The organism is Microbacterium sp. NPDC057407 (assembly GCF_042803895.1).
GTDB lineage: Bacteria > Actinomycetota > Actinomycetes > Actinomycetales > Microbacteriaceae > Microbacterium.
In genome coordinates, this window is sequence record NZ_JBHVCA010000004.1 from 59,229 (window position 1) to 82,407 (window position 23,179).

The window sequence follows — 23,179 nt, forward strand, 5'->3', positions numbered from 1 at the left end:
TGAGTACCGGTACTTGGCAACACTGAATAGTGAGAAAGGTGGCGGGAGGTGAAGTTGCACTTCGCGCTTGAAGGTGCAAAACTGCACCCCATGGCCGATAGTGCAGATTCGCCGCGCGAAGTCCGCCGTGCCGACACGACGCGCGCGCTCATCCGCGCGTCACGGCGCCTCACCGCCGACCGCGGACTGGCCGGCTTCACCGTCGAAGAGCTGTGCAGCGAGGTCGCGGTCTCCCGCCGCACGTTCTTCAATTACTTCTCGTCGAAGGACGACGCCGTCCTCGGCGTGCCGATCGAGCGGACGGATGCCGCGGCCATCGCCCGCTTCGTCGCCGGAGGGTCGTCCGACCCCGGCCTCTCCCCCACACTGCTCACCGATCTGGCCGTCCTCGCCGAGGAACGGTGGCAGGCCCTCGACATCGCTCCCGACACGGTGGGCGACCTGTTCCGCGCCGTCGAGCGCGAACCGCGGCTGCTCAAGCGGATGCTCGACCTCGGGGCCGAGGGCGAGCGTGCCGACGCGCGGCTCATCGAGCAGCGCGAGGGCCTCGAGCCGGGAGATCTGCGCGCGCGGGTCGCCGCGCAGATCGTCGGCGCCCTGGTGCGCTCGGCAGCCGAGGAGTTCCTCGCCGACGGCTCCCGCACCTTCCTCGAGATCTTCGACCGGCGGATCGACGCCGCCCGATCCCTCTTCACCACCCAGACCTCGCTGATCGGAAACCCGTCATGACCACCGCCGCCGTCCCGACCGTCACGCCAGAAGGCGAGACCCCGTTCCTGCTCACCAAGCGGCGCATCTGGGTCATCTTCTCGGCCCTCATCGCCGGCATGCTGCTGGCGAGCCTCGACCAGACGATCGTGTCGACGGCCATGCCCACGATCGTCGGCGAGCTCGGCGGGGTCTCGCACCAGGTCTGGATCACGACCGCGTACATCCTGGCCACCACCATCGTCATGCCGATCTACGGCAAGTTCGGCGACGTGCTCGGCCGCCGGCGGCTCTTCATGGCGGCGATCGCGATCTTCACCCTGGCATCGATCGGGTGCGCGTTCGCGACCGACTTCTGGATGTTCGTCGTCTTCCGCGCCGTCCAGGGTCTGGGCGGCGGCGGCCTCATGATCCTGTCGCAGGCGATCATCGCCGACATCGTGCCCGCCTCCGAGCGCGGCAAGTACCTCGGACCGCTCGGCGCCGTCTTCGGGCTCGCGGCCGTGGGCGGACCGCTGCTGGGCGGCTTCTTCGTCGACCACCTGACCTGGCAGTGGGCGTTCTACATCAACATCCCCGTGGGGATCGCCGCGTTCCTGATCGCCGTGTTCGCACTGAAGCTTCCCGACAAGAAGCGCGAGAAGCCGATCGACTGGCTCGGGGTGCTGTTCCTCTCGGCGGCGACCACGTGCCTCATCTTCTTCACCGACTTCGGCGGCTCCGTCGAGTTCGGCTGGGATCACGCCGCGACGTGGTCGTGGGGCGCGGGCCTTCTCCTGGCCGCCGCGCTGTTCGTCTTCACCGAATCGCGTGCGGCCGACCCGATCATGCCGCTGGCGATGTTCCGCAACCCGATCTTCGTCAACGCCACCGCGATCGGCCTCGTCCTCGGGATCGGCATGTTCGCGGCCATAGGCTTTGTGCCGACGTTCCTGCAGATGTCGTCCGGCACGTCGGCTGCGGCATCCGGTCTCCTCATGCTGCCGATGATGGTGGGACTCATCGGCACGTCGATCGCGTCGGGTGTGCTCATCACGAGGACGGGGCGCTACAAGATCTTCCCGATCGTCGGCACCGTCCTCACCGGTGCGGCGATGGTCGCGATGACGACCCTCGCAGCGACGACGCCCATCTGGCTGATCTGCGTCTACCTGTTCGTCTTCGGCGCGGGCCTCGGGCTCATCATGCAGGTCGTCGTGCTGGTGGTGCAGAACGCGGTGCCGGCCGCCGACATCGGCACGGCCACGTCGACCAACAACTACTTCCGCGAGGTGGGGGCCGCGCTCGGCACCGCGGTGTTCGGCACGCTGTTCACCACTCGGCTCACCGAGAACCTCACCACGGTCTTCACCGACGCCGGGGCGACGCCCGAGCTGGCCGGCGAGGCCACGGCGACGATCGACCCGGCCGTGCTCAACGGCCTCCCCGACCCGATCCGGGAGGGCGTCGTCACCGCGTACGCCGACGCGCTCGCGCCCGTGTTCTGGTACCTCGTCCCGTTCATCGCGCTCGCGCTGATCCTCGCGCTGTTCCTCAAGGAGATCCCGTTGTCGGACGTCGCCGGGCTCGTCGCCCGCGGCGAGGCGATCGGCGGCGAGGAGGCGGAACGGCTCCAGGCCGAGCAGCGATCCGGCCGGGCGACGGACGAGGTCCATCGGCGCTGAGCGGGCCGGTACCCCGCGCGTCGCGGCCTGTCAAGCCGCTCGGTCCGGGCGTCGTGCCGACGCACCATCGAGAACCCGAACAGCGCACACCCGTGCCGCCGGGCGAGGACGGAGTCTCCTATGAAGCACGTGACCTACGGCGAGAACTCGCTGCTCATGTCGGATGCCTCGGCCGACGCCCTCATCCAGTACGCCGCCGCGCTCGGCGCCGAGAACACCGCCGACACCGTCACCCTCTCGGCGATCCGCCTCGAGGGGAACGAGGTCGAGGTGACCTTCCTGCTCAACCCCGCGACCGCCCTCATGGTGGAATCGGCGACGGGGGTGGCGACCCCGCCGCCCAACGACGAGGCGATCGCCTCTCTTCGCGCGCGCACCGAGCGGCTGCGGCATCCGGCCCCCGCGCAGCCGCAGTTCTTCGACGACGAGATCCCCGACGACCTGCGCGGCCTCGCGTGAGCGGATGCCTCGCACCGGAGGTTCGTCGCGGTGTCAAGCCCGTCCGCGAGCGACGACCACGGGTCTAGCGTCGAGACACACGACGGAAGGGACGCGCGATGACCGATGCGATGACCGACGAAGAGAAGCGCCGCGACCAGCTGCTGGCCGCGCCCGACGCCACCGAGGCGGACGCCGCGCCGCGGATCGACGTGACCGAGCACGACGGCGTCACGCGGATCGACATCCGTGACGATGCGGCGGTGCGTCCGGGCAACCCCGAGGAGGACCCGGACGACGACGTCGCTGCCGGCGAGGAGGAGCATCCCTCACAGGCCGAGGGCGAAGACCCCGACCGGCCGAACACCGGCGAGGAGCCTCCGGAGGAGGGCCACCCGTCGCAGGCCGAGGGCGACGACCCCGACCGCCCCGACGAGTGACCCGCGCCGCGGACGGGCCCGCCCCGCAACGCGGGCGCGCGACGTAACATCGCGCCCACCCGGTGGCAATCCCCTCTGCGCTGTCGTGCGCGGCGGGAGAGGGTGCCTGGCATGGCGCACGAGAAAGCATCTGTCACCACCGTCGCTCCCGGCGTGATCCGGATCCACCGCGCGGCGGTGAACTTCTATCTCGTCTCGTCGGGCGATGGGCTCATCCTCATCGACACCGGGCTTCCGGGGATGTGGCGAGGGCTGCTGCGCGCGCTTCACGAGGTCGGCGCCGCGCCCGAGGACATCGCCGCCGCTCTCCTCACGCACGGCCACTTCGATCATGTGGGACTCAGCGATCGCCTGCACGGCGAGCACCGGGTGCGCTCGCACGTGCATCCGTCGGACAAGGAGCTCGCGCAGCATCCGTATCGGTACCGACCGCAGCGTCCGCGCGTGAGCGCGCCGCTGCGCCACCCGCGCGGCATCCCGATCCTGGCGCGCATGACGGCGGCGGGCGCGCTGTGGGTGGAGGGCACGAAGGCGAAGGCGGATGTCGCGCCCGGGCGCGCGATGGACGTGCCGGGTCGTCCGGTGCCGGTGTGGTCTCCCGGGCACACGGACGGTCATTGCGGATTCCTGCTCCCCGATCGCGGGGTGCTGTTCAGCGGCGACGCCCTCGTCACCCTCGACCCGTACACGGGTCGCACCGGACCGCGGCTCGTGTCGCGCTCCGCGACCGCCGACGCCGAGACGAATCTGCTCAGCCTCGACGCCCTCGCCGTGACCGACGCCCGGCTGGTCCTGCCCGGACACGGGGCGCCGTTCGAGGGCGGCGCGCGCGAGGCCGTCGCCGCAGCCCGGCGCGTCGGCGTCGACTAGAGGTCGAACGCCGCGTCGTCGAAGTCGGTGGCGGCGCCGGCATCCGTCTCGATCGCACCGTCGTCCGTCTCCACCGGATCGTCCGGCACGAACGCCAGCGCGAGCGGGACACCCGAGCTGACGAGCAGGCGCACCAGCGACCCCGCGCCGTGTCCGTCGTGCGCTTCCAGCCATCCGCCGCCGCTGCTGGTGACGATCTGCTCCAGCTGCCGCTGGACGTCGTCGAACGTCCGGCGCACGACGGTGTAGGTGTGCCCGCCGTAGATCACTTCGATGTGCGACATCCGGATCACTTCCCTTCGCACACATCCCGGCGCACGCACCGTGACCGTGGCGCGGTGCGGTGCGAAAGCGTCACCGGAAATCGTAAGCACCGACCGCGTGCGGCGGAACAGGAAGTGCGCGAAGCGGATGCGCCCGTGCGCGATCCGGACGTGGGGGGGGTGGGGGCTCCCGCTAGCGCGAGTCTCGGCCGGCGCCGACCTGGTCGAGCAGGACGGCGAGCGCCTCGTCCACCGTCTGCCGGAGCACGTCCTCGGGGTCGCCCGAGAACTCGCACCGGCGGTGCCCGACGCCGTCCGCCGACGCCCATCCCAGGTACACCGTGCCGGGCGCGTGCCCGTCCTGCGGGTCGGGGCCGCCGACCCCCGTCGTCGACACGGCGATGTCGACCGACATGAGCTCGCGGACGCCGCGGGCGAGCTGCTCCGCGCACGCGGCGGAGCACGTGTCGGTGCCCGGCTCCAGCCCGAGCAGCGACTCCTTGACGGGCGTCTGGTAGGCGACGACGCCGCCCGCGAACCACGCCTCCGCCTCGGACGCCTCGCCGATGGTGGTAGCGAGGAGTCCGCACGTCAGTGACTCGGCGACCGCGATCCGGATGCCTCGTTCCTTCGCCGCTTCGGCCAGCTTCTCGCTCGTCTCGCTCATCGTGGGGGTGCTCCTCGGTGGTATCGGTCGTGGGCGGGTGTGGTGGTCGGACTGCGTGCTCCGGGCGAGGTGCGGGCACGGGCTCCATGGGTACGTCGCGCTCGGGGCAGGTGTCAACACCCTTGTCACCGGTTCGAGTTCGGGGTGTGAGAGGTTGGGGGTCCGGGGGCTGGGTCGGAGTGTCGGAGGTTCCGGGTCGAGGTCTGGGCAGAGTGTCGGAGATATGTTCTAGTGTTCTGATATGGAAGCAGGAGAGTCAGCCGACCGGTCTCGGGCGCAGGCGGGCGCGGGGTCGTCCGGTGACGGCCTCGTCCCTCGCGGGTCCGAGGAGCGGATGCCGAGAACCGACGAGGCCGATGCGTACGAACCCGGCGACTGGGCGCCGCCGATACCCGACGACGTGGATCTGGTGAGCGAGGCAGCCGCGATGATGGCCGTGTTCGCTGCGCAGCGGTTCGAGCGGCTCGATCGCCTGCGTCGCAATGCCCTCGCCGACGCGACCAGGTACGGGAACGCGGTCGCCGAGGTGATCGAGCGGTCGGTGCGTCTCGAGGTGGCGGCCGCCTTGCGCATCACCGAGCACAGCGCCGGGATGCTGCTCGCCACCGCAGAGGCACTCGTCGACCGCTACCCCGAGGCGCTGGACTCGTTGAGCCGCGCGGCGATCACCGAGCAGCACGCCCGCACGTTGGCCGACCTGCTCGATGGGACGAGCCCCGAGGTGCGGGAGCGCCTCCTCCCCCGTGCGATCGAACTGGCCGAGCAGTCGTCGACGGGCACGTTCCGTCGCGGTCTTCGCAGGCTGATCGAACTCGAAGAGGCGGCGACCCTGGCGGCTCGACTGGAGTCCGCGGTCACGCAGCGTCGGGTGGTCGTCGAGCCCGCCGACGACGGTATGGCCTGGCTGCACGCTGATCCCCGCCGTCGAGGCCCACGCGATCCACAACCGCCTCACCGCGATCGGAAAGGCCCTGAAAGCGCGACCTGACGAAGAACGCACTCTCGACCAGCTGCGAGCGGACGCCTTCGGCGACCTGCTCGTGGACGGCGACACGACGTCGATCGGGCCCGAAGGTCGGGGCATCCGTGCGACCGTTGCCGTCACGGTTCCCGTGCTCTCGCTCCTCGACGGGTCGTCCGGTGGTACGAGCGGCGTCGCGCATCCCGGTGTCGCCTCGCCGAGCGTCGATTCTCCCCGTCCGGCCTCTCGGGCGACGGCGGATGGCGTCCCCGTCGTGGAGGGTCTCGGGCCGATCCCCGTCGATGTCGCCCGAGACCTCTGCGCCGGCGCCGACGACTGGATGCGGGTCCTCACCCACCCCGAGACCGGAATCGTGCTCTCCGTCGGCAGAACGCAGTATCGACCACCGCCCTCGATGCGCAGGCTCATTCGCTGGCGCTCCGACCGGTGCATGGCGCCGGGGTGCGGCGTCCCCGCGTCCCGATGCGAGATCGACCACACCGTGGCCTGGCAACACGGCGGACACACCGGCGCCCAGAACCTGGCGCCGCTGTGCAAGGGTCATCACTCGATCAAGCACCACGGTGGGTGGACGGTCGAGCAGAGGGCGGACTCCGGCGGTGCGCTCCACTGGATATCACCGTCGGGGCGGGCCTATGTGGTGAAGCCGGAGCGCGACGTGCCGACGTTCCGCCCGTCGACCGACGGCAGCGCGCCGTTCTAGGGATCCGGATGCCTCAGCAGCCCGCTGTTCTCGTGGTGGACCTCCGTTGGCTGCGCGCCGACCACAGGGCTGGCCCCGAGCCCGACGCCTACGAGCGGGCGAGGGCCTCGAGCTCGATTCCGCTGAGGCGCTGCGTCGTCCACTCATCCATCGGCACAGCACCGAGCGAACGGTAGAACGCGATCGACGGGGCGTTCCAGTCGAGAACGGTCCACTCCAGCCGCGAATACCCCCGCTCGACGCAGACTGCTGCCAGCGCTGCGATGAGCGCTTTGCCGTAGCCGCGTCCGCGCTGCTCCTCGTCCACGAAGAGATCCTCGAGCCAGATACCGTGCCGGCCCGTCCACGTCGAGTACGTGAGGAACCACACGGCGATCCCGACGATCGAGCCGTCCCGCTCCACCACGTGCGCGAAGACGCGGGGGTCATCGCCGAAGAAACGGTCCCCGATCGCATCGACCGTGTTCTCGACCGCGTCGGGCTCGCGCTCGTACTCCGCCAGGCTCTGGATCGCCGACAGGATCCCGGCTTCATCCCCCGGGCGGGCCGGCCGCAGCACAGCGTCGTCCCGCAGAACCCTCGCGCCAGCGGGACGATCGGCCGGCACCACGTCATCGACCCTCACGTCATCGACCCTCACGTCAGCGGGGCGATCGGCCAGCGCCGGATCATCGGGCAAGGGGGTGCGCTCCATCCTGCGAGCCTACGGCCAGGCCAAGCTCGGTCACCCGGCCGCCTCACCGCCGAAACGAAGATCGCCCCGGGGCCGAAGCCTCGGGGCGATCATCATGCGATGTGCGGTCTCTGTGTCTGGTTCCCTTGCGGGTTCCTCGTTTCCGTTTTCTCTTCGCAGGAGTGAATTTACTCCGACGAAAGAGAGCGTCAAGAGTTCACGAAGAAGTCATCTCGACGTCAACGTGAAGGTGAGGATTCGGCCCGCTCCCGGCACCGACCGCCGCGCGCCCTGCGTCACTCGTGACCGACCAGCTTCAGCCCGACGACACAGCCGACGAGGCCGAGGATGAGCAGCGTCTTCACGATCGAGAACGCCTCGTCGCCGGTGATCATCGCGTACGCCACGGTCAAGGACGCACCTATCCCGACCCAGACCGCATAGGCGGTGCCCGTCGAGATCTCCCGCATCGCGAGCGCCAGTCCGCCCATGCTGAGCAGCAATGTCACGCCGAACACGACCGTCGGCCACAGCTTGGTGAAGCCTTCGGACTTGCCGAGCGCGGTGGCCCAGACGGCCTCGAAAACGCCGGAGAGGATGAGGATGACCCACGACATGACTGTGCTCCTGGCCAGTCTTGTCGCTCACCGGGTACTGATCCGTCGTCCGGGGATCCGGTCGGGATCCGCCCCCGATTTTACCCGGGGTTTCTGCGCACCCCCTGAGCACCCCTGCGCCCCCTGAGCACCCCCGAGCACCGTGACGTGGCCCGTACCCGGCGGCCCAACCCCCGCTCCCCCGGCCGAGAGCCGCGCCCGAAACTCCGCCGCAACCCCCGCTCCCCGCGGCCGAGACCCGCGCCCGAGACTCCGCCGCGCCCGAAACTCCACCGCGCCCCCAAACTCCACCGCGCCCCAAACTCCGCCGCGCCCGAGAGCCGCGCCGAGACTCCCCGCGCCCGCGAGCGCCGGCCTCAGACGAGGAAGAAGCCTTCGAGCACGCCCGGGTTATGGGCATGCACCAGCACGAGGAACACGACGGCGTCGAACAGGAGGTGCACGGTCACGACGTACGCCAGCGACCGGGTCCGCATGAAGATCCAGCCCATGAGCAGCGCGAACGGGATGGTGAGCACCGGACCCCACGCCTGGTAGCCGAGCTCCCACAGGAACGACACGAAGATCACCGCCTGGAGCACGTTCGCCTGCCAGAACGGGAAGTGACGCCGCAGCAGGGCGAAGCAGGTGCAGATGAAGAACAGCTCGTCCCAGATTCCGACGGCTCCGACACCGACGAAGAGCCGCGCGATGAGATCCGGAGTGTCGACCACGGGCCAGTTCAGGTACACGCCGGAGGTGATGAAGTAGAACGGCAGGATCAGCCACCCCAGCACCAGCACTGCGGCGAGCCACCCCCATTGGAAGACCGTCCAGCGTCCGCCGCCGCGCCACGGGAATCGCACGGCGTGGTCGCGGTAGACCCACCGCGAGATCGCGTACGGCACGGCGACGGCGCCGCCGAGGGCGACCGCGAAGCGCACCATGGCGAGGTTGTCGAGCTCCGCCTTGAGCGGGATGGCGCTGACGATCAGCAGACCGATCGCGATCAGCGAAAGATCGCGCAGCAGCGACGGCGGACGCGGCGCGCCTTCCGAGACCGGCGGGGCGGCGGCATCCGTGCGCGCCATGACGAGCGCGACGAGCAGCCCCGCCGCGAGGAGCGCCCAACCGAGCCACGGGATGCGCGCCACGAAGAACGCCGGGGCTGCGAGAGCCACGAGCAGCGCGGGCACGAGACGCCACGACCACGCGGGGAGCGTGACGACGGGAGCGGCGGCGGGGTGTGCGGGCATCAGCGGTCGCGGCCCTCCGGAAGCCCCGGTCGGACGAGATCGCCCCCGAAACGAGGCGCCACGACGACGATCACGGCCGCCGCCGCCGACGGTACGCCAGGTCGCGGATCTCGCGTCCCACCCGTGCGCCTTTCCGCTCGAACGCGGTGAGCACGCGACCGTCGAACCGAGGGGCCCAGTCGCCCTCGAAGGCCGCCTCGAAGTCGTCGGCCGCGCGGAGCACCTCGCGCATCTGCAGCGCGTAGTCCTCCCAGTCGGTGGCGAGCCGCAGCATCCCGCCATCGACGAGCGCGCGCGCGGCGAGCCGCGCGAACCCGTCCGTGACCAGACGCCGCTTCGTGTGCTTCTTCTTGTGCCACGGGTCGGGGAAGAACACCCACAGTTCAGTGACGGATGCCTCGGGCAGCAGGTGCTCGAGCACTTCGGGTGCGTTCGCCTCGACGAGGCGCAGGTTGCGCGCCCCGGCCTTATCGGCGTCGAGCATCGTGCGGGCGAGCCCCGCCTTGAAGACCTCGATCGCGAGGAAGTCGGTGTCGGGACGGGATGCCGCGGCATGCACGATCGCGTGCCCCTGGCCCGAACCGATCTCGACGACGAGTGGCGCGGTACGCCCCCACACCGAGGCGGGGTCGACCGCAGAACCCGGACGCACACTCGTCGACGCGATCGCGCGCGGCGACTCGATCACGTACCTCGGGGACAGCTCGGCCCACGCCCGCTCCTGGGCCTCCGACATTCGGCCGCTCCGCCGCACGAACGACACCGGCCGGTCGCGGTACGTGCGCGCGGGCCCGGTCGCTGCTTCCTGCCCGGGCGTGGCCCCCGACGTCGAGCGCGACGACGGGGATGAGGGCGACGACGGGGCAGGCTCGGACACCCCTCAAGGCTATCGACCGCACCGGCGTCCGCCGACCCGACCGCGGTTCGACTGCGATCCGGAGCCTCAGGCCGTGACGAAGTCGATGAGCTCCTCGACCCGGCCGAGGAACGCCGGCTCGAGGTCGCGGTACGTGCGGACCGAGCCGAGGATGCGCTGCCATGCCCGCGCGAGGTCGGCCTGGTCGCGCGCCGGCCACCCGAGCGCCCGGCACACGCCCACCTTGAACTCGATGCCGCGCGGCACGTGAGGCCACGCCTCGATGCCGACCGCCCTCGGGGTGACGCACTGCCACACGTCGATCCAGGGGTGACCGACGATCCGCACGTGAGCGCCGTGCCGACCGCGCTCGATCCCCTGCGCGATGCGCGACTCCTTCGAACCCGCGACGAGATGGTCGACGAGCACGCCGTAGCGCCGCTCCGCCGACGGGGGCTCGGAGTCGAGCGCCGACTCGAGCAGGTCGATGCCCTGCAGGAACTCGACGACGACGCCCTCGGCGCGCAGGTCGTCGCCCCATACCTTCTCGACCAGCTCGGCGTCGTGACGCCCCTCGACGAAGATGCGGCTCGCCCGGGCGACGCGGGCCCGGGCCTCGGGCGCCGCGAACGACCCCGACGCGGTCCGCTGCGGACCCGTCCGCGCGGGCGCGGCGGCCGGCGGCACGAGCACGACGTCCTCTCCGTCCACGAGGAACCCCGCACCCAGGGGGAACAGGCGGCGCTTCGCGTGCCGGTCCTCCAGCTCGACCATTCCCGACGCGACCCCGACCACCGCACCGCAGAAGCCGTCGGCCGCCACCTCGACGACGAGGTCACGGGATGCCTCCACCCGCGGCAGCGTCTTCGTGCCATGCGTGCGCCACCCGGAGGCGAGCACGTCGGTGCCGTAGCGATCGTCCATGGGAATCCCTCCGAAGCGGAGAGGCTACCCGCGGCCCCACCCGCTTCCGGGGAGCGACCCGGGTTCTCGGCGAACACACACCTGGGGTCGCCCCCGTGGGCTACCGTCGTATCCCCGGGCCTGAATAGACTCGCCCGAGGGGTAACCCGAATCCCAGAGGGGGGATCGATGCGACGGCGTTGGGCTGCAGCGCTGGCCTCCGCTGCGGTGGTCGCGGTCACGGCGATCGGAGCCCCGAGCGCGCTCGCGACCCCGCCCGTCTCGCTGGGGTCCGCGTACGTCCTCGACGATGCCGACGTGCTGTCGCCCGCCGAGGAGTCCGACGCGCAGGCGCGTCTCGAGCAGCTGAAGGCCGACTCCGGCCTCGACCTGTGGGTCGTGTTCGTCGACGACTTCACCGACCCGTCCAGCGCAGAGGACTGGGCCAATCAGACCGCCGAGGACAACGGTCTCGGACCCAGTCAGTACCTGCTCGCCGTGGCCACCGAGGGGCGCCAGTACTATCTCTCGGCGGACTCCGCGGGTCCGGTGAGTCCGGAGCAGGTCGCATCCATCGAGCAGGAGCGCATCCAGCCCGCCCTCCGGCAGAACGACTGGCCGGGCGCGGTGGACGCCGCCGCTGACGGCCTCGCCGACGCATCCTCCGGAGGCTCGGGCGGAACCGGTTCGGGGGGCGCCGGGGCCACAGGCGGCTCGGGCTGGTTCACGTGGCTGCTCGTCGTCGCCGTCGTCGTCATCGGCATCGTGCTCCTCGTCATGTTCCTGCGCCGCCGGCGACGCCCGACCGCCCCCGGAGGGCCGGCGACTCCCCCGGTGGAGCAGGTCAGCGTCGAAGAGTTGGAGCGGCAGGCGGCATCCGCCCTCGTCGAAACCGACGATGCGCTCAAGACGAGTGCGCAGGAGCTGCAGTTCGCGCAAGCGCAGTTCGGCGAAGCGGCGACCGTCGAGTTCGAGCAGGCGATCGCGCAGGCCCGCGCGAACCTCGACGAAGCATTCACGCTCAAGCAGCAGCTCGACGACGCCACCCCCGACTCGTCCCAGGACGCCCGCGCGTGGAACACCCGCATCATCGCCCTGTGCGAGCAGGCCAACACGGTGCTCGACGAGAAGGCGGAAGCCTTCGACGAGCTGCGCCGACTCGAGCAGAACGCCCCCCAAGCCCTGGCGACGGCCACCGCCGAAGCCGACAAGGCCGAGGCCTCCCTCGGCGGAGCCGCCGCGCACCTGCAGACCCTTCGCTCGTCGTACTCTTCCGAGGCGCTCGCCACCGTCGACGACAACCCCGAACAGGCGCGGCAGCGGATCGCGTTCGCACGCGAGCAGCTGATCGCGGCCCGAACCGCGCTCAACGCCGGAGACCGCGGCGAGGCTGCCGTCGGCATCCGCGCGGCCGAGGAGGCCGTCGGTCAGGCGGTCCTCCTCGAGCAGGCGATCGACAAGCTCGCCGCCGACCTCACGGCGGGCGAGCAGCGCGCGGCGGCGCTCATCACCGAACTGGAACAGGACGTGATCGCCGCCCGGGGCCTTCCCGACTCCGACGGACGCGTCGCCGCGGCGGTCGCGGCGACGACCCAGCAGATCGACGCCGCCCGAGCCCAGCTGGCCGGCCCCGCGAAGCGCCCGCTCGCCGCGCTGCAGGCCCTCGAAGCGGCCAATCAGCAGATCGACCGGCTCGTGCAGGGGATTCGGGATGCCGAGGCTCAGGCCCAGCGCGCACGCCAGATGGTCGGCCAGCTCATCCTTCAGGCACAAGCGCAGGTGTCGGCCGCCGAGGACTACATCACCGCACGCCGTGGAGCGGTCGGCGCCCAGGCCCGCACCCGGCTCGCCGAGGCCGGCGCGGCGCTCGTCCGCGCGCAGGGGCTGCAGGCGAGCGACCCGCAGCAGGCGATGCAGCACGCCCAGCGCGCCGACCAGCTCGCCGGCCAGGCGATCCAGCTCGCGCAGAGCGACGTCGGCTCGTTCTCCGGCGGCGGCATGTTCGGCGGTGGCGGCTCCTCCGGCGGCGGCGACGGAATGCTCGGCGCCGTCCTGGGCGGCATCCTCATCAACTCGATGATGGGCGGCGGTCGCTCCGGCGGCGGCCTGGGCGGAGGTCTGGGTGGCGGCTTCGGCGGCGGCCTGGGCGGTGGTCTGGGCGGCATGCTCGGCGGTTCGGGCGGCCGAGGCGGCGGCATCCGCCCCGGGAGCTTCGGAGGCGGCGGCACTCGCGGCCGTCGAGGAGGTGGCCGCTTCTGATCCCCGTTCCCGCCGCGTGCGCGGCATCCCACGATCCACACCCCACACGTTCAGTCCGATAGGAAGGAAATCCGATGGCGAAGCAGTCCATCTTCGGTCGCATCTCGACCCTCGTGAAGGCCAACATCAACGCACTCCTCGACTCCGCCGAGGACCCGCAGAAGATGCTCGACCAGCTCGTGCGCGACTACACCAACTCGATCGCCGACGCCGAGGCGGCGATCGCCGAGACGATCGGCAACCTGCGCCTGCTGGAGCGCGACCACCAGGAGGATGTGCAGGCGGCCGCCGAATGGGGCAACAAGGCGCTCGCCGCCAGCCGCAAGGCCGACGAGCTGCGCACCGCGGGCAACACCGCCGACGCCGACAAGTTCGACAACCTCGCCAAGATCGCGCTGCAGCGCCAGATCAGCGAGGAGAACGAGGCCCGCGCGGTGGAGCCCACGATCGCCTCGCAGACGGAGGTCGTCGCGAAGCTGAAGGACGGCCTCAACGGCATGAAGCAGAAGCTGGAGCAGCTGAAGTCGAAGCGCTCCGAACTGCTGGCCCGCGCCAAGACGGCCGAAGCGCAGAACAAGGTGCACGACGCCGTCAAGTCGATCGACGTGCTCGACCCGACGAGCGAGCTCGGCCGCTTCGAAGACAAGGTGCGCCGTCAGGAGGCCCTCGCCGCCGGAAAGCAGGAGCTGGCGGCATCCACCCTCGACGCCCAGTTCGAGAGCCTCGAAGACATCGGTCAGCTCACCGAGGTCGAGGCACGTCTGGCAGCCCTGAAGTCCGGCGCCACGCCCACCCAGGCCGCGATCGACGCTCCGAGCGCCCCGTACACGCCGTGACCGCGCCGCTCTCGGGGACGCCGACTCACGTGCGGCGCCCCCGAGAGCGCGCACCCCGCAAGGCGATGAGCGGATGCCGCAGCCACGCGCCGGGGAGAGTCCGAGGCCCCCGGTGCGAGAGGATGAGGGGATGACGCGCTACCTCGTCGTGCCGCAGTGGCAGGGAAGCCCCTCGTCGCGGGCCATGCAGTTGATCGACGGGGCGCAGGCCATCGCCGGCGACCTTCCCCGCTCGAGCACCACCATCCTCGACGTTCCGATGGAGGCGGGCGAAGCCCTGGGCACGGGAGTCCACCGGCTCTCGTCGCTGCAACGCATCCGCGACCAGGTCTCCGCCGCCCTCGATTCCTCGGGTGACGTCGTCCTCACCGTCGGCGGCGACTGCGGCGTCGCCCTCGCGCCGATCGCGCACGCCGCCGCACGCCACCCCGAGCTCGCGGTCGTCTGGTTCGACGCCCACCCCGACCTCAACACCCCCGACTCGTCCCCCTCCGGCGCGTTCGCCGGCATGGTGCTGCGGGCGGTGCTCGGCGACGGCGAGCCGGGCCTCTCGCTCCCGCCCGGGACGGTGCCGGCCGAGCGCGTCTTCGTCGCCGGGGCCCGCTCGTACGACGACCCCGAACTCGACGCCGTGGCGCGGGCCGGCATCGCCACCTTCGACGTCGACGCGCTCCGCGACCCCGACGGCCTGGCCGCCGCCGTGCGCGACAGCGGCGCGAGCGCCGTGTACTTCCATGTCGACGTCGACGTGCTCGACCCGGCCGAGATCACCGGGAACGCGCACCCCGAGCCGTTCGGCCTGTCGGTCGCAGAGCTGACGGCCGCGATCTCGCGCGTCCGCGCCGAGCTGCCCCTCGCGGGCGCCTCACTCGCCGGCTACTCGCCCGCGTCGCTCGCGACCGCGAACGACGACCTCGGAGCGATCCTCCGGGTGGTGGGGGCTCTCGCATGACCCCGATCCCGGCGCCGCCGAGCGGCTGGCGTGACGCCGCCGACGCCGCCGTCGCCCGCGGTCAGCGGCTCGACCGACGCATCCCGCGTGTGCTGCAGGACTCGCCGATCAGCCGTATCGGCTACTGGTACGGCACGACCGTCGGGTGGATCTGGGGCACGCTGTGGAGCACCGGACGCGTCGAGAAGCGCGCGGGGCTGTGGGTCTTCCGCGGGATGCCGAACTGGACGTTCGCGCGCGGCGGCGTGTGCGTCGGCGGCTGCTTCCTCACGGGCGACGGCCGCGTGACCGAGACCCTGCTGCGCCACGAGGCCGTTCACAAGCGCCAGTGGGAGAGGTACGGGATGCTCATGCCCTTCCTCTACCTGCTGGCCGGGCGCGACCCGTTGCGCAACCGCTTCGAGATCGAAGCCGGGCTCGAGGACGGCAACTACGTGCCGCGAGGCGCGGCCCGCGCGTAGCGGACCGCGCCCCACCCCCTGCGCCCCCGCTACTTGTTCGGGTAGAGGTTGGCGTTGCAGCCTTCCTCACCGAATGGCGTGCTCACGACCGCGGCACCGCGGACGCTGAACATGTCGCGTGCTTCCTTGGGAATGTGACCCCAGTTCTGCACGGTTCCCGGCTGGACGGGGGCTCCGAAGTCGAAGTCCTCCAGCCCCGAGAACGCGCACGCCGAACGGGCCTTCTCACCGGCGGGCGTCTCGTGCCCGTCGCCGGCCCGCTCGCCGGCGAACGCACCCCCGCCCGAACCCAGTGCGATCACGGCTCCGACCGCGATTCCGAGCAGCATCGATCTGCGCATGTTTCCCTCCCCAGGGTGTACACGACGAGCATCTCCGCTCATCGGCGCTCATCGAACTCCTCGCGACGGCACGCGTCAAGAGGGTGACCGCGCGGGCATGCGCTCAGCGGACCGGGTCAGCGCGAGGTGGCCAGGCCGTACTGCGCGGGGGTGTGGATGGAGGCGGGATCGATGCCCAGCGCGGTGAGGTGGTCGACGATGTCGGCGGTGCCGAGGAAGCCGCCCAGCAGGTGGATTCGCGTCTGGTCGTCGTCGCTGCACAGCATCTCGTCGGCCCAACCGTTCACGGCGCGCGCGAGCGCTTCACCCGACGCGCACCCGCGGCTCGTGCCCGGGGCGCCGGAGCGCTGCGACCGGTCGAGCCATGTCAGCACCATGCGGCTCGGGACGACGATGTCGGCCTGCCACGAGGCATCCGGAATCTCGACGAACACCCGACCCGTCGAGCAGATCGGCAGCGTCGCCAGCAGCGCCTCGAGCTCGACGAGAGACGACTCGTCGGCCGTGATCAGGTGCTGCACCCGCGTGTGCCGCGACGCCCGGCAGGCGGCGGCGCTGTGAGCGTCGCCGCGAGACGCGGTGCGCTGCACGTGCCGGGGGGTGTGCTGCTCGATGGAGTCCATGACGACTCCACTATACCCGGAATGAAGGGTTGCCTTACCTCAGTAGGGGGGATCCTCAGACTCGCGCGATCACCGCGGCCGCAGCAGCACCCGCCGCAGTTCGGCGAGCTCGTCCTCGGTGAGTCCGTGCGCGACGAGGTACTCGGCCGCCGACCCGTACCGCTCATCGACCTCGGCCAGCAGCGCCCGCATCACGGGAGCCGGCGACCTGGTCGCGAGATCCTCGAGATGCACCGCCTCCGGATGCATGGACCGCAGCATCTGCACCACCCGACGGTTGCGCCACTCCGGGAGAAGGCCCTCGGTGCGGGCGTAGTCGGCGACGACCGCCTCGGACTCGACACCCGCGGCCGCGAGCGTGAGCGCGACGGTGACACCCGTCCGGTCCTTCCCCACGGTGCAGTGCACGAGCACCGGCTGATCGGCGAGGATGCCGCGCACGACGTCGACGACACCCGCCGACGAATCCTCCACCAGCCGGCGATACATCTCGTCGAGGCCGATGTCGTCGGCGAAGAACGACTCCACCGATCCGAGGAAGAGCGGCACCCGCTGGGTCGTCACCGCCAGGCCGTCGATCCGACTCGGCGCGTACGCGACCTCGTCGTCGGCGCGCAGGTCGATGATGCGGCGCAGGCCGAGATCGGCGAGCGACCGCGTCCCCTCCCGGTCGAGCTGCGCCAGATTGCCCGACCGGAACAGCACCCCGTGCCGGGTGACGGTCTCGCCCGCGGGCAGCCCGCCGACGTCACGGAGGTTCACCGCGCCGGAGACGACCGGGTCGGCGGGCCGGGCCGGGTCCGACCTGCGGGCCGGGTCCTTGGGCCGGGTTCGGTCCGCCGGCCGGGCCGGGTCCGCCGGGTCGGGGTTCTCGGTCACCATGCCGCGCCGGAGGCGGCGTCGCGGTCCTCGCCCGCCAGGTCGTCACGAGGAGGCACGCTGTAGCGGCCCGCGATCGCGATGCGATTGAACGCGTTGATCGACACGAGGATCCAGCTGAGAGCGACGTACTCCTTCTCTGTCAGGATGCCGCCGACGCGATCGTAGACGTCGTCGGGAATCCCGTCGTCGTGGATGCGCACGAACGCCTCGGCGAGCTCGAGGCCGGCGCGCTCGCGGTCGGAGAACACCCCGGAGTCGCGCCACACCGGCAGCTGGGCGATCACGTCCGCCGTGATCCCCGCCGCGACCGCCCGCTCGACATGGACCCGCACGCAATAGGCGCAGCCGTTGAGCTGCGACGAGTGGATCTGCACGAGCTCCTTCAGCCGTTCGTCGACGCCGTTCTCGGCGGCGAGCGCGCCCACCGTCTTCGAGAAGGCCGCGAGCGACTGGTACGCGGGCGGAGCGGAACGCGAGAGGTGCACACGGCGTTCGGTCATGCCGCCAGCCTAGGCGCACCACGGCGGAGAGGGCGGGCCGGACTGCGAGAGACCGGGGTGGGAGAGAATGGCCGGGTGAGCGATCCCATCGACGAGTTCTCGTTCCTGGCCGATCAGGCCGCCGACGCCGGCATCGACGGCCCCCTCCCCCGCGGCGAGCGCCTCACGCTCACCCTGCCGGACGGTCGCACGCTCAGCGCGCTGCGCTGGACGCCGGCCGACGCGACCGACCCCGGCGCCGCCGATCCAGACCCGTCCTCTCCCGTGGTGACGTTCCTGCACGGCGCCGGTCTCAACGCCCACACGTGGGACACCACCGTCCTCGCCCTGGGGCTGCCGGCACTCGCGATCGACCTGCCGGGGCACGGCGACTCCTCGTGGCGCGACGACGCCGCCTACATCGCCCGCGTCCTCGCGCCGGACGTCGCCGCGGGCATCGCCGCGTGGACCGACCGCCCGCAGGTGCTCGTGGGGCAGTCGCTCGGCGGACTGACCGCGGCGGCGGTCGCGGCATCCCGTCCCGATCTGGTGCGCGAGCTCGTCGTCGTCGACATCACCCCCGGCGTCGACCCGTCGGCCGGGCCGACGCAGATCCGGCGGTTCTTCGCCGGCCCCACCGACTGGGCGTCGCGCGACGAGCTCGTCGACCGTGCCCTCGCCTTCGGCCTCGGCGGCGGCACCCGTGCGAAGGCCGAGCGCGGCGTGTTCTTCAACTCGCGGGTGCGCCCCGACGGCCGCGTCGAGTGGAAGCACCACTTCGCCCACCTCGCCGCCGCGGCGGTCGCCGCCGACGCGACCCCAGACGCCGTCTCGGCGGTGCTCGACGAGTCCGGCTGGGACGATCTGACGGGAACGGATGCCGCGATCACGCTGATCCGCGGATCGCGCGGCTATGTCACCCCCGACGACGCCACGGAATTCGCGCGGCGGGTGCCCGCGGCATCCGTCGTTGTCATCGAAGCCGGGCACAACATCCAGGAGGACGCCCCGCAGGAGCTGGGCGCGGGGCTGCGCGGGCTCGCGGGGAACGATTAACGCTTATGTTGCGTTCCGAGTAGCAGGTTCTCCCGGCCTCTCGCGACCTCTTTAGGCTGGAGGGCGCACGTTCGTGCGATCCGTCCCGAAAGGATTTCCATGCTTCGTCGCACCGCCCTTGCCGCGGCATCCCTGCTCGCCGCGAGCGCCCTCGTGCTCAGCGCCTGCAGCGGCGGCGCATCGCCCGCACCCAGCAGCACCGGAGAGCCCGACCCCGACGCATCCGTCGCGATCCGCCTCGTGCTCGAACCGGGCAACCTCGACATCCGCCAGACCGCGGGCGCGGCCCTCGACCAGATCCTGGTCGACAACATCTACCAGGGCCTCGTCGCCCGTACGCCCGAGCAGGACATCGTGCCGGCGCTCGCCGAGGAGTGGGAGGTCTCGGAGGACGGGCTCACCTACACCTTCACCCTGCGCGAGGGGGTGACGTTCCACGACGGTCAGGAGCTGACGCCCGAAGACGTGGTCTGGTCGCTCACGACCCGCAAGGACACGCCGGAGTGGCGCGACAGCGCCCGCCTCGCCAACGTCTCGTCGATCGAGGCGGACGGGCAGCAGATCACGCTCACCCTCGATGAGCCCGACTCGAGCCTGCTGTGGAACCTCACCGGCCGCGCCGGTCTGGTCCTGAAGGAGGGCGACGAGGTCGACTACAACACGGCCGCCAACGGCACCGGCCCGTTCGTGCTCGACGAGTGGCGCCAGGGCGACAGCATCACGTTCGTGCGCAACGACGAGTACTGGGGCGAGCCCGCACAGGTCGCCGAGGTGGTGTTCGATTACATCCCCGACAACCAGGCGGCGCTCAACGCGGCGCTCGCGGGCGAGATCGACGTGCTGACCGGCTTCGACGCGAACCTGAAGGAGCAGGTCGAGGAGGGCGGCGACTTCGCTCTCGTCCTCGGACAGTCCACCGACAAGGGCACCCTCGCGTTCAACCAGAACGAGGGCAGCCCGCTCGCCGACCAGAAGGTGCGGCAGGCGATCCGCCAGGCCATCGACCACGACGCGTTCGTCGAGGCGCTCGGCGCCGGCGAGACCCAGTACGGCCCCATCCCGTCGCTCGATCCGGGCTACGAAGACCTGTCGGATGTCGCGCCCTACGACCCCGAGGCGGCCCGCGCGCTGCTCGAAGAGGCCGGCGCCGAGGACCTGGAGCTCACCCTCACCATCCCGAACTTCTACCCGACGACGATCCCGCAGATCCTCGTGTCGAACCTGAACGAGGTCGGGATCACGCTCGAGGTCGACTCGGTGGACTTCTCCACGTGGCTGAACGACGTCTACATCAACCAGGACTACGACCTCAGCTTCGTGCTGCACACCGAGGCGCGCGACTTCGAGAACTGGGCGAACCCCGACTACTACTTCACCTACGACAACCCCGAGGTGCAGGAGCTGTACGCCCAGTCGCTCGCGTCGACCGACGAGGACGAGGCGGCGGCGCTGCTCGCGGAAGCCGCGCGCATCGTGTCGGAGGATGCCGCGGGCGACTGGCTCTACAACGGGGCCTCGGTCGTCGCGGTGGGCACGAACATCGGCGGCATGCCCTCGATCAACGTGAACGAGCGCCTCAACCTCGCGGAACTCACCAAGAGCAACGGGTGATCCGTTACACGCTGACGCGCCTGGCCCTGCTCCTGCTCGGCCTGCTCGTCGCCAGCGTGCTGATCTTCCTGTCGCTGCGCGTGCTGCCCGGTGATGTTGCCCAGCTCATCGCCGGCACCAACAGCACGCCCGAGCAGATCCAGGCGATCCGGGAGCGGCTCGGCCTCGACCAGCCGCTCCCGGCGCAGTACTTCGACTGGATCGGGGGCGTGTTCCGCGGCGACCTCGGCACGTCGCTGCTCACCGGGTCGAGCGTGACGGATGAGCTCGCCGAGAAGGCGCAGGTCACCGTTCCGCTGGGTATCCTGTCGCTCCTGATCGCGGTGGTCTTCAGCGTGCCGCTGGGCGTCCTGTCGGCGATGCGCCGCGGACGCGGCGACGGCACGGCGCTGAGCGTCGGCGCCCAGGGGCTGGCGGCGGTGCCGGTCGTGTGGGCCGGGATGATGCTCGTCGTGGTCTTCGCGGTGTGGCTGGGGTGGCTCCCCGCACAGGGCTTCCCGCGCGCCGGATGGGACGACCCGGCCGCCGCTCTGCGCGCATTGATCCTTCCGGCGCTCACGATCGGGATCGTCGAGGGGGCGATGCTGATGCGCTTCGTCCGCAGCGCCACGCTGCAGGCCGTCGGCCAGGACCACGTCCGCACCGGCGCCGCGAAGGGCCTCACCCGCAACGCCGCCCTCATCCGTCACGGCCTCCCCGACGTCGGGCTGTCGGTCATCACCGTGCTCGGCCTGCAGGTCGCCGGCATCATCGTCGGCGCGGTGGTGATCGAGCAGCTCTTCACGCTTCCGGGAATCGGACGGATGCTGGTGGCCGACGTGGGCGCGCGCGACCTGCCGATGGTCCAGGGCGAACTGCTCGTGCTCACCGGCTTCGTGCTCATCGTCGGCTTCGTGGTCGACCTCGTCCACCGCGTGATCGACCCCCGGCAGCGGGAGGCGGCATGAGCTCTCGAGACACCCGCCGTCCCGCAACCAGCCGCAACTGGCTGGGCCGCCTCTGGGCGCTCTCGACCGGCCGGTTCGGAATCGTCGTCGTGATCGTCGTCGTGGCCACGGCGATCGTGTCGCTCTTCTGGACCCCGTTCGACCCGCAGCGCGTCGATATCGCCGCCCGGTGGGGTCTGCCCGGCTGGCCGCACGTCCTGGGCACCGACGGGACGGGACGCGACATCCTGAGCCTCATCATGGCCGGGGCGCGCACGACCGTGCTCGTCGCCGTCGGCGCCGGGCTCGTCGCGACGGTCATCGGCGTCGCCCTCGCCGCGCTCGGGGCCCTCACCGCCCGGTGGATGCGCGAGTCGGTGGCCGTCTTCGTCGACATCCTCATCGCGTTCCCCGTGCTGATCATCGCGATGATGATCTCGGCGGTGTGGGGCGGGTCGCTGTGGGTGGTGATCTGGTCGGTGGGGATCGGCTTCGGCGTGAACATCGCCCGAGTGACCCGGCCCGAGCTGCGCCGCGTGCTGCACAGCGACTTCGTGCTGGCGGGCCGCGCGTCGGGTCTCACGCCGTGGCAGAACCTCGTCCGCCATCTGATGCCGAATGTCGCGCCGGTGTTCATCGTGCAGCTGTCGTGGGGCATGGCGGTGGCGGTCCTCGCTGAGGCGGGCCTGTCGTACCTCGGCTTCGGCGCCCCGGTGACCGAGCCGTCGTGGGGCGTGCTGCTGGCCGAGCTGCAGCAGTTCATCACCGTGCACCCGCTGTCGGTGGTGTGGCCGGGCCTCGCGATCACGTTCACCGTGCTCGGTCTCAACCTGCTCGGCGACGGGTTGCGCGAGGCCACCGACCCGACGCTCAGCCGCGCCCGAGGCGCCGGACGGGTGGCCCGGACCCACATCCCGGAGGTGGTGGCGTGAGCCTCGAGGTGCGAGACCTCACGGTCGACATCGACGGCCGGCGCGTGGTCGACGGCGTGTCGTTCACGGTGCCCGACGGCGCCCGCGTGGGCCTCATCGGCGAGTCCGGGTCGGGCAAATCCCTCACGGCCCTGGCGATCCTCGGCCTGCTTCCCGACGGCGCCACGGCCGGCGGGAGCGTGCGGTGGAACGGCCGCGAACTCATCGGCCTCGGCGACCGCGAGCTGGCCGAGCTGCGCGGCGACGAGATCGGCATCGTCTTCCAGGAGCCCCGCACCGCGCTGAACCCCATTCGCACGGTGGGGCGCCAGATCGCCGAGTCGATCCGCATCCACGAGAAGGCGTCGCGGAAGGATGCCGCGGCCCGCGCCGTGGCTGAGGCATCCCGCGTCCGTCTTCCCGACCCCGAGAAGATCGTCTCGCGGTACCCGCACCAGCTCTCGGGAGGGCAGCGCCAGCGGGTCGCGATCGCCATGGCGCTGGCGTGCCGGCCGCGACTGCTGATCGCCGACGAGCCGACCACCGCCCTCGACGTGACGATCCAGGCCGAGATCCTCGAGCTGCTGCTGTCGCTCGTCGAGGACGACGGCATGTCGCTCGTGTTCATCACGCACGACTTGGCGGTGCTGTCGCAGATCGCCACGCACGGCATCGTGCTCGAAGACGGACGCGTCGTCGAGGACGCCCCCGTGTCTACGCTGCTCATTGCACCGCAGTCGCCCGTCACCCGCGGCCTGCTGCGCGACGCGACGGCGACGCTGTGGCGGCCCGGCCCGGGAACGGAAGGCGCAGGGGTATGACA

27 protein-coding genes and 1 riboswitch are annotated in these 23,179 nt (G+C 71.2%); of the genes, 16 read left to right on the plus strand and 11 right to left on the minus strand.

Going from position 1 to position 23,179, the window contains the following annotated elements:
* Positions 1–90: 90 nt before the first annotated feature.
* From ACFUTX_RS12295 to ACFUTX_RS12315, 5 genes are all read left to right on the plus strand, one after another.
* Complete coding sequence (locus tag ACFUTX_RS12295) at positions 91–729, plus strand: TetR/AcrR family transcriptional regulator (RefSeq protein WP_378864853.1); 639 nt, start codon at positions 91–93, stop codon at positions 727–729.
* Positions 726–2,372: an MDR family MFS transporter gene (locus tag ACFUTX_RS12300; RefSeq protein WP_378864856.1), complete on the plus strand. Its 1,647-nt coding sequence runs from the start codon at positions 726–728 to the stop codon at positions 2,370–2,372. The genes ACFUTX_RS12295 and ACFUTX_RS12300 overlap by 4 nt, the downstream gene beginning before the upstream one ends.
* A 120-nt stretch (positions 2,373–2,492) precedes the next feature.
* Positions 2,493–2,831 carry a hypothetical protein gene (locus ACFUTX_RS12305; protein ID WP_378864859.1) on the plus strand — a complete coding sequence of 113 codons (339 nt, stop codon included), beginning with the start codon at positions 2,493–2,495 and terminating at the stop codon, positions 2,829–2,831.
* Between the two features lie 98 nt (positions 2,832–2,929).
* Complete coding sequence (locus ACFUTX_RS12310; RefSeq protein ID WP_378864862.1) at positions 2,930–3,250, plus strand: hypothetical protein; 321 nt, start codon at positions 2,930–2,932, stop codon at positions 3,248–3,250.
* Between the two features lie 111 nt (positions 3,251–3,361).
* On the plus strand, positions 3,362–4,120 hold the full coding sequence (locus ACFUTX_RS12315) for an MBL fold metallo-hydrolase (RefSeq protein WP_378864865.1): 759 nt from the start codon (positions 3,362–3,364) through the stop codon (positions 4,118–4,120).
* Here ACFUTX_RS12315 and ACFUTX_RS12320 read toward each other — a convergent pair.
* Both ACFUTX_RS12320 and ACFUTX_RS12325 read right to left on the minus strand, forming a co-directional pair.
* On the minus strand, positions 4,117–4,404 hold the full coding sequence (locus ACFUTX_RS12320; RefSeq protein WP_378864867.1) for a hypothetical protein: 288 nt from the start codon (positions 4,402–4,404) through the stop codon (positions 4,117–4,119). The two genes, ACFUTX_RS12315 and ACFUTX_RS12320, sit on opposite strands and share 4 nt — an antisense overlap.
* Before the next feature lie 172 nt (positions 4,405–4,576).
* Positions 4,577–5,050 carry a CinA family protein gene (locus tag ACFUTX_RS12325; protein WP_378864870.1) on the minus strand — a complete coding sequence of 158 codons (474 nt, stop codon included), beginning with the start codon at positions 5,048–5,050 and terminating at the stop codon, positions 4,577–4,579.
* A gap of 334 nt (positions 5,051–5,384) precedes the next feature.
* On the opposite strand from ACFUTX_RS12325, the gene ACFUTX_RS12330 reads away from it, so the two are divergent.
* Positions 5,385–6,038 (plus strand): hypothetical protein, encoded by a 654-nt coding sequence (locus ACFUTX_RS12330; protein ID WP_378864873.1) that lies wholly within the window; start codon positions 5,385–5,387, stop codon positions 6,036–6,038.
* Positions 6,022–6,735 carry an HNH endonuclease gene (locus tag ACFUTX_RS12335; RefSeq protein ID WP_378865324.1) on the plus strand — a complete coding sequence of 238 codons (714 nt, stop codon included), beginning with the start codon at positions 6,022–6,024 and terminating at the stop codon, positions 6,733–6,735. The genes ACFUTX_RS12330 and ACFUTX_RS12335 overlap by 17 nt, the downstream gene beginning before the upstream one ends.
* Positions 6,736–6,823: 88 nt before the next feature.
* Here ACFUTX_RS12335 and ACFUTX_RS12340 read toward each other — a convergent pair whose 3' ends face one another.
* From ACFUTX_RS12340 to ACFUTX_RS12360, 5 genes are all read right to left on the minus strand, one after another.
* Positions 6,824–7,429, minus strand: a complete 606-nt coding sequence (locus ACFUTX_RS12340) for a GNAT family N-acetyltransferase (protein WP_378864876.1) — start codon at positions 7,427–7,429, stop codon at positions 6,824–6,826.
* Between the two features lie 275 nt (positions 7,430–7,704).
* Positions 7,705–8,025: a DMT family transporter gene (locus ACFUTX_RS12345; RefSeq protein ID WP_378864879.1), complete on the minus strand. Its 321-nt coding sequence runs from the start codon at positions 8,023–8,025 to the stop codon at positions 7,705–7,707.
* A 9-nt stretch (positions 8,026–8,034) separates the two neighbouring features.
* Positions 8,035–8,099, minus strand: a riboswitch (guanidine-III (ykkC-III) riboswitch).
* Positions 8,100–8,381: 282 nt separating this feature from the next.
* Positions 8,382–9,260: a CPBP family intramembrane glutamic endopeptidase gene (locus tag ACFUTX_RS12350; protein WP_378864882.1), complete on the minus strand. Its 879-nt coding sequence runs from the start codon at positions 9,258–9,260 to the stop codon at positions 8,382–8,384.
* Positions 9,261–9,330: 70 nt separating this feature from the next.
* The gene (trmB, locus tag ACFUTX_RS12355; protein WP_378865328.1) at positions 9,331–9,996 is read right to left on the minus strand and encodes a tRNA (guanosine(46)-N7)-methyltransferase TrmB; all 666 of its coding nucleotides are present in this window, start codon (positions 9,994–9,996) and stop codon (positions 9,331–9,333) included.
* Positions 9,997–10,203: 207 nt separating this feature from the next.
* Positions 10,204–11,040: a DUF3097 family protein gene (locus ACFUTX_RS12360; RefSeq protein ID WP_378864885.1), complete on the minus strand. Its 837-nt coding sequence runs from the start codon at positions 11,038–11,040 to the stop codon at positions 10,204–10,206.
* 168 nt (positions 11,041–11,208) lie between these two features.
* Here ACFUTX_RS12360 and ACFUTX_RS12365 point away from each other — a divergent pair, with 168 nt between their 5' ends.
* From ACFUTX_RS12365 to ACFUTX_RS12380, 4 genes are all read left to right on the plus strand, one after another.
* The gene (locus ACFUTX_RS12365; RefSeq protein WP_378864888.1) at positions 11,209–13,278 is read left to right on the plus strand and encodes a TPM domain-containing protein; all 2,070 of its coding nucleotides are present in this window, start codon (positions 11,209–11,211) and stop codon (positions 13,276–13,278) included.
* A gap of 74 nt (positions 13,279–13,352) precedes the next feature.
* Complete coding sequence (locus ACFUTX_RS12370; protein WP_378864891.1) at positions 13,353–14,114, plus strand: PspA/IM30 family protein; 762 nt, start codon at positions 13,353–13,355, stop codon at positions 14,112–14,114.
* Between the two features lie 130 nt (positions 14,115–14,244).
* On the plus strand, positions 14,245–15,066 hold the full coding sequence (locus ACFUTX_RS12375; RefSeq protein ID WP_378864894.1) for an arginase family protein: 822 nt from the start codon (positions 14,245–14,247) through the stop codon (positions 15,064–15,066).
* Positions 15,063–15,527: a Fe-S oxidoreductase gene (locus ACFUTX_RS12380; protein WP_378864897.1), complete on the plus strand. Its 465-nt coding sequence runs from the start codon at positions 15,063–15,065 to the stop codon at positions 15,525–15,527. Before ACFUTX_RS12375 ends, ACFUTX_RS12380 begins: the two co-directional genes overlap by 4 nt.
* Before the next feature lie 29 nt (positions 15,528–15,556).
* Here the strand turns inward: ACFUTX_RS12380 and ACFUTX_RS12385 are convergent, their stop codons facing one another.
* The 4 genes from ACFUTX_RS12385 to ACFUTX_RS12400 all read right to left on the minus strand — a co-directional run bounded on the left by ACFUTX_RS12385 (position 15,557) and on the right by ACFUTX_RS12400 (position 17,873).
* The gene (locus ACFUTX_RS12385; RefSeq protein WP_378864900.1) at positions 15,557–15,868 is read right to left on the minus strand and encodes a hypothetical protein; all 312 of its coding nucleotides are present in this window, start codon (positions 15,866–15,868) and stop codon (positions 15,557–15,559) included.
* A 116-nt stretch (positions 15,869–15,984) separates the two neighbouring features.
* Positions 15,985–16,491 (minus strand): SIP domain-containing protein, encoded by a 507-nt coding sequence (locus ACFUTX_RS12390; RefSeq protein WP_378864903.1) that lies wholly within the window; start codon positions 16,489–16,491, stop codon positions 15,985–15,987.
* A gap of 69 nt (positions 16,492–16,560) precedes the next feature.
* Positions 16,561–17,373, minus strand: coding sequence for a tyrosine-protein phosphatase (locus tag ACFUTX_RS12395; protein WP_378864905.1), 813 nt, complete (start codon positions 17,371–17,373; stop codon positions 16,561–16,563).
* Positions 17,367–17,873, minus strand: a complete 507-nt coding sequence (locus tag ACFUTX_RS12400; RefSeq protein ID WP_378864908.1) for a carboxymuconolactone decarboxylase family protein — start codon at positions 17,871–17,873, stop codon at positions 17,367–17,369. Before ACFUTX_RS12400 ends, ACFUTX_RS12395 begins: the two co-directional genes overlap by 7 nt.
* Before the next feature lie 75 nt (positions 17,874–17,948).
* Between ACFUTX_RS12400 and ACFUTX_RS12405 the strand changes: the two genes are divergently transcribed.
* The 5 genes from ACFUTX_RS12405 to ACFUTX_RS12425 all read left to right on the plus strand — a co-directional run bounded on the left by ACFUTX_RS12405 (position 17,949) and on the right by ACFUTX_RS12425 (position 23,177).
* Positions 17,949–18,908, plus strand: coding sequence for an alpha/beta fold hydrolase (locus ACFUTX_RS12405; protein ID WP_378864910.1), 960 nt, complete (start codon positions 17,949–17,951; stop codon positions 18,906–18,908).
* Positions 18,909–19,007: 99 nt separating this feature from the next.
* Positions 19,008–20,519 (plus strand): ABC transporter substrate-binding protein, encoded by a 1,512-nt coding sequence (locus ACFUTX_RS12410; protein WP_378864913.1) that lies wholly within the window; start codon positions 19,008–19,010, stop codon positions 20,517–20,519.
* Complete coding sequence (locus ACFUTX_RS12415) at positions 20,516–21,466, plus strand: ABC transporter permease (protein ID WP_378864916.1); 951 nt, start codon at positions 20,516–20,518, stop codon at positions 21,464–21,466. Before ACFUTX_RS12410 ends, ACFUTX_RS12415 begins: the two co-directional genes overlap by 4 nt.
* Positions 21,463–22,377: an ABC transporter permease gene (locus tag ACFUTX_RS12420; protein ID WP_378864919.1), complete on the plus strand. Its 915-nt coding sequence runs from the start codon at positions 21,463–21,465 to the stop codon at positions 22,375–22,377. Before ACFUTX_RS12415 ends, ACFUTX_RS12420 begins: the two co-directional genes overlap by 4 nt.
* Positions 22,374–23,177: an ABC transporter ATP-binding protein gene (locus tag ACFUTX_RS12425; protein ID WP_378864922.1), complete on the plus strand. Its 804-nt coding sequence runs from the start codon at positions 22,374–22,376 to the stop codon at positions 23,175–23,177. Before ACFUTX_RS12420 ends, ACFUTX_RS12425 begins: the two co-directional genes overlap by 4 nt.
* Positions 23,178–23,179: the final 2 nt, after the last annotated feature.

Excerpts from the sequence above, each read along its gene's own strand:
- ACFUTX_RS12305 (WP_378864859.1), top strand. The coding sequence starts at position 2,493 with ATGAAGCACGTGACCTACGGCGAGAACTCGCTGCTCATGTCGGATGCC.
- ACFUTX_RS12320 (WP_378864867.1), bottom strand. The coding sequence starts at position 4,404 with ATGTCGCACATCGAAGTGATCTACGGCGGGCACACCTACACCGTCGTG.
- ACFUTX_RS12380 (WP_378864897.1), top strand. The coding sequence starts at position 15,063 with ATGACCCCGATCCCGGCGCCGCCGAGCGGCTGGCGTGACGCCGCCGAC.
- ACFUTX_RS12340 (WP_378864876.1), bottom strand. The coding sequence starts at position 7,429 with ATGGAGCGCACCCCCTTGCCCGATGATCCGGCGCTGGCCGATCGCCCC.
- ACFUTX_RS12360 (WP_378864885.1), bottom strand. The coding sequence starts at position 11,040 with ATGGACGATCGCTACGGCACCGACGTGCTCGCCTCCGGGTGGCGCACG.
- ACFUTX_RS12385 (WP_378864900.1), bottom strand. The coding sequence starts at position 15,868 with ATGCGCAGATCGATGCTGCTCGGAATCGCGGTCGGAGCCGTGATCGCA.
- ACFUTX_RS12400 (WP_378864908.1), bottom strand. The coding sequence starts at position 17,873 with ATGACCGAACGCCGTGTGCACCTCTCGCGTTCCGCTCCGCCCGCGTAC.
- ACFUTX_RS12370 (WP_378864891.1), top strand. The coding sequence starts at position 13,353 with ATGGCGAAGCAGTCCATCTTCGGTCGCATCTCGACCCTCGTGAAGGCC.
- ACFUTX_RS12310 (WP_378864862.1), top strand. The coding sequence starts at position 2,930 with ATGACCGATGCGATGACCGACGAAGAGAAGCGCCGCGACCAGCTGCTG.
- ACFUTX_RS12395 (WP_378864905.1), bottom strand. The coding sequence starts at position 17,373 with ATGGTGACCGAGAACCCCGACCCGGCGGACCCGGCCCGGCCGGCGGAC.
- ACFUTX_RS12390 (WP_378864903.1), bottom strand. The coding sequence starts at position 16,491 with ATGGACTCCATCGAGCAGCACACCCCCCGGCACGTGCAGCGCACCGCG.
- ACFUTX_RS12330 (WP_378864873.1), top strand. The coding sequence starts at position 5,385 with ATGCCGAGAACCGACGAGGCCGATGCGTACGAACCCGGCGACTGGGCG.
- trmB (WP_378865328.1), bottom strand. The coding sequence starts at position 9,996 with ATGTCGGAGGCCCAGGAGCGGGCGTGGGCCGAGCTGTCCCCGAGGTAC.
- ACFUTX_RS12345 (WP_378864879.1), bottom strand. The coding sequence starts at position 8,025 with ATGTCGTGGGTCATCCTCATCCTCTCCGGCGTTTTCGAGGCCGTCTGG.
- ACFUTX_RS12350 (WP_378864882.1), bottom strand. The coding sequence starts at position 9,260 with ATGCCCGCACACCCCGCCGCCGCTCCCGTCGTCACGCTCCCCGCGTGG.
- ACFUTX_RS12375 (WP_378864894.1), top strand. The coding sequence starts at position 14,245 with ATGACGCGCTACCTCGTCGTGCCGCAGTGGCAGGGAAGCCCCTCGTCG.
- ACFUTX_RS12410 (WP_378864913.1), top strand. The coding sequence starts at position 19,008 with ATGCTTCGTCGCACCGCCCTTGCCGCGGCATCCCTGCTCGCCGCGAGC.
- ACFUTX_RS12295 (WP_378864853.1), top strand. The coding sequence starts at position 91 with ATGGCCGATAGTGCAGATTCGCCGCGCGAAGTCCGCCGTGCCGACACG.
- ACFUTX_RS12365 (WP_378864888.1), top strand. The coding sequence starts at position 11,209 with ATGCGACGGCGTTGGGCTGCAGCGCTGGCCTCCGCTGCGGTGGTCGCG.
- ACFUTX_RS12315 (WP_378864865.1), top strand. The coding sequence starts at position 3,362 with ATGGCGCACGAGAAAGCATCTGTCACCACCGTCGCTCCCGGCGTGATC.
- ACFUTX_RS12300 (WP_378864856.1), top strand. The coding sequence starts at position 726 with ATGACCACCGCCGCCGTCCCGACCGTCACGCCAGAAGGCGAGACCCCG.
- ACFUTX_RS12420 (WP_378864919.1), top strand. The coding sequence starts at position 21,463 with ATGAGCTCTCGAGACACCCGCCGTCCCGCAACCAGCCGCAACTGGCTG.
- ACFUTX_RS12325 (WP_378864870.1), bottom strand. The coding sequence starts at position 5,050 with ATGAGCGAGACGAGCGAGAAGCTGGCCGAAGCGGCGAAGGAACGAGGC.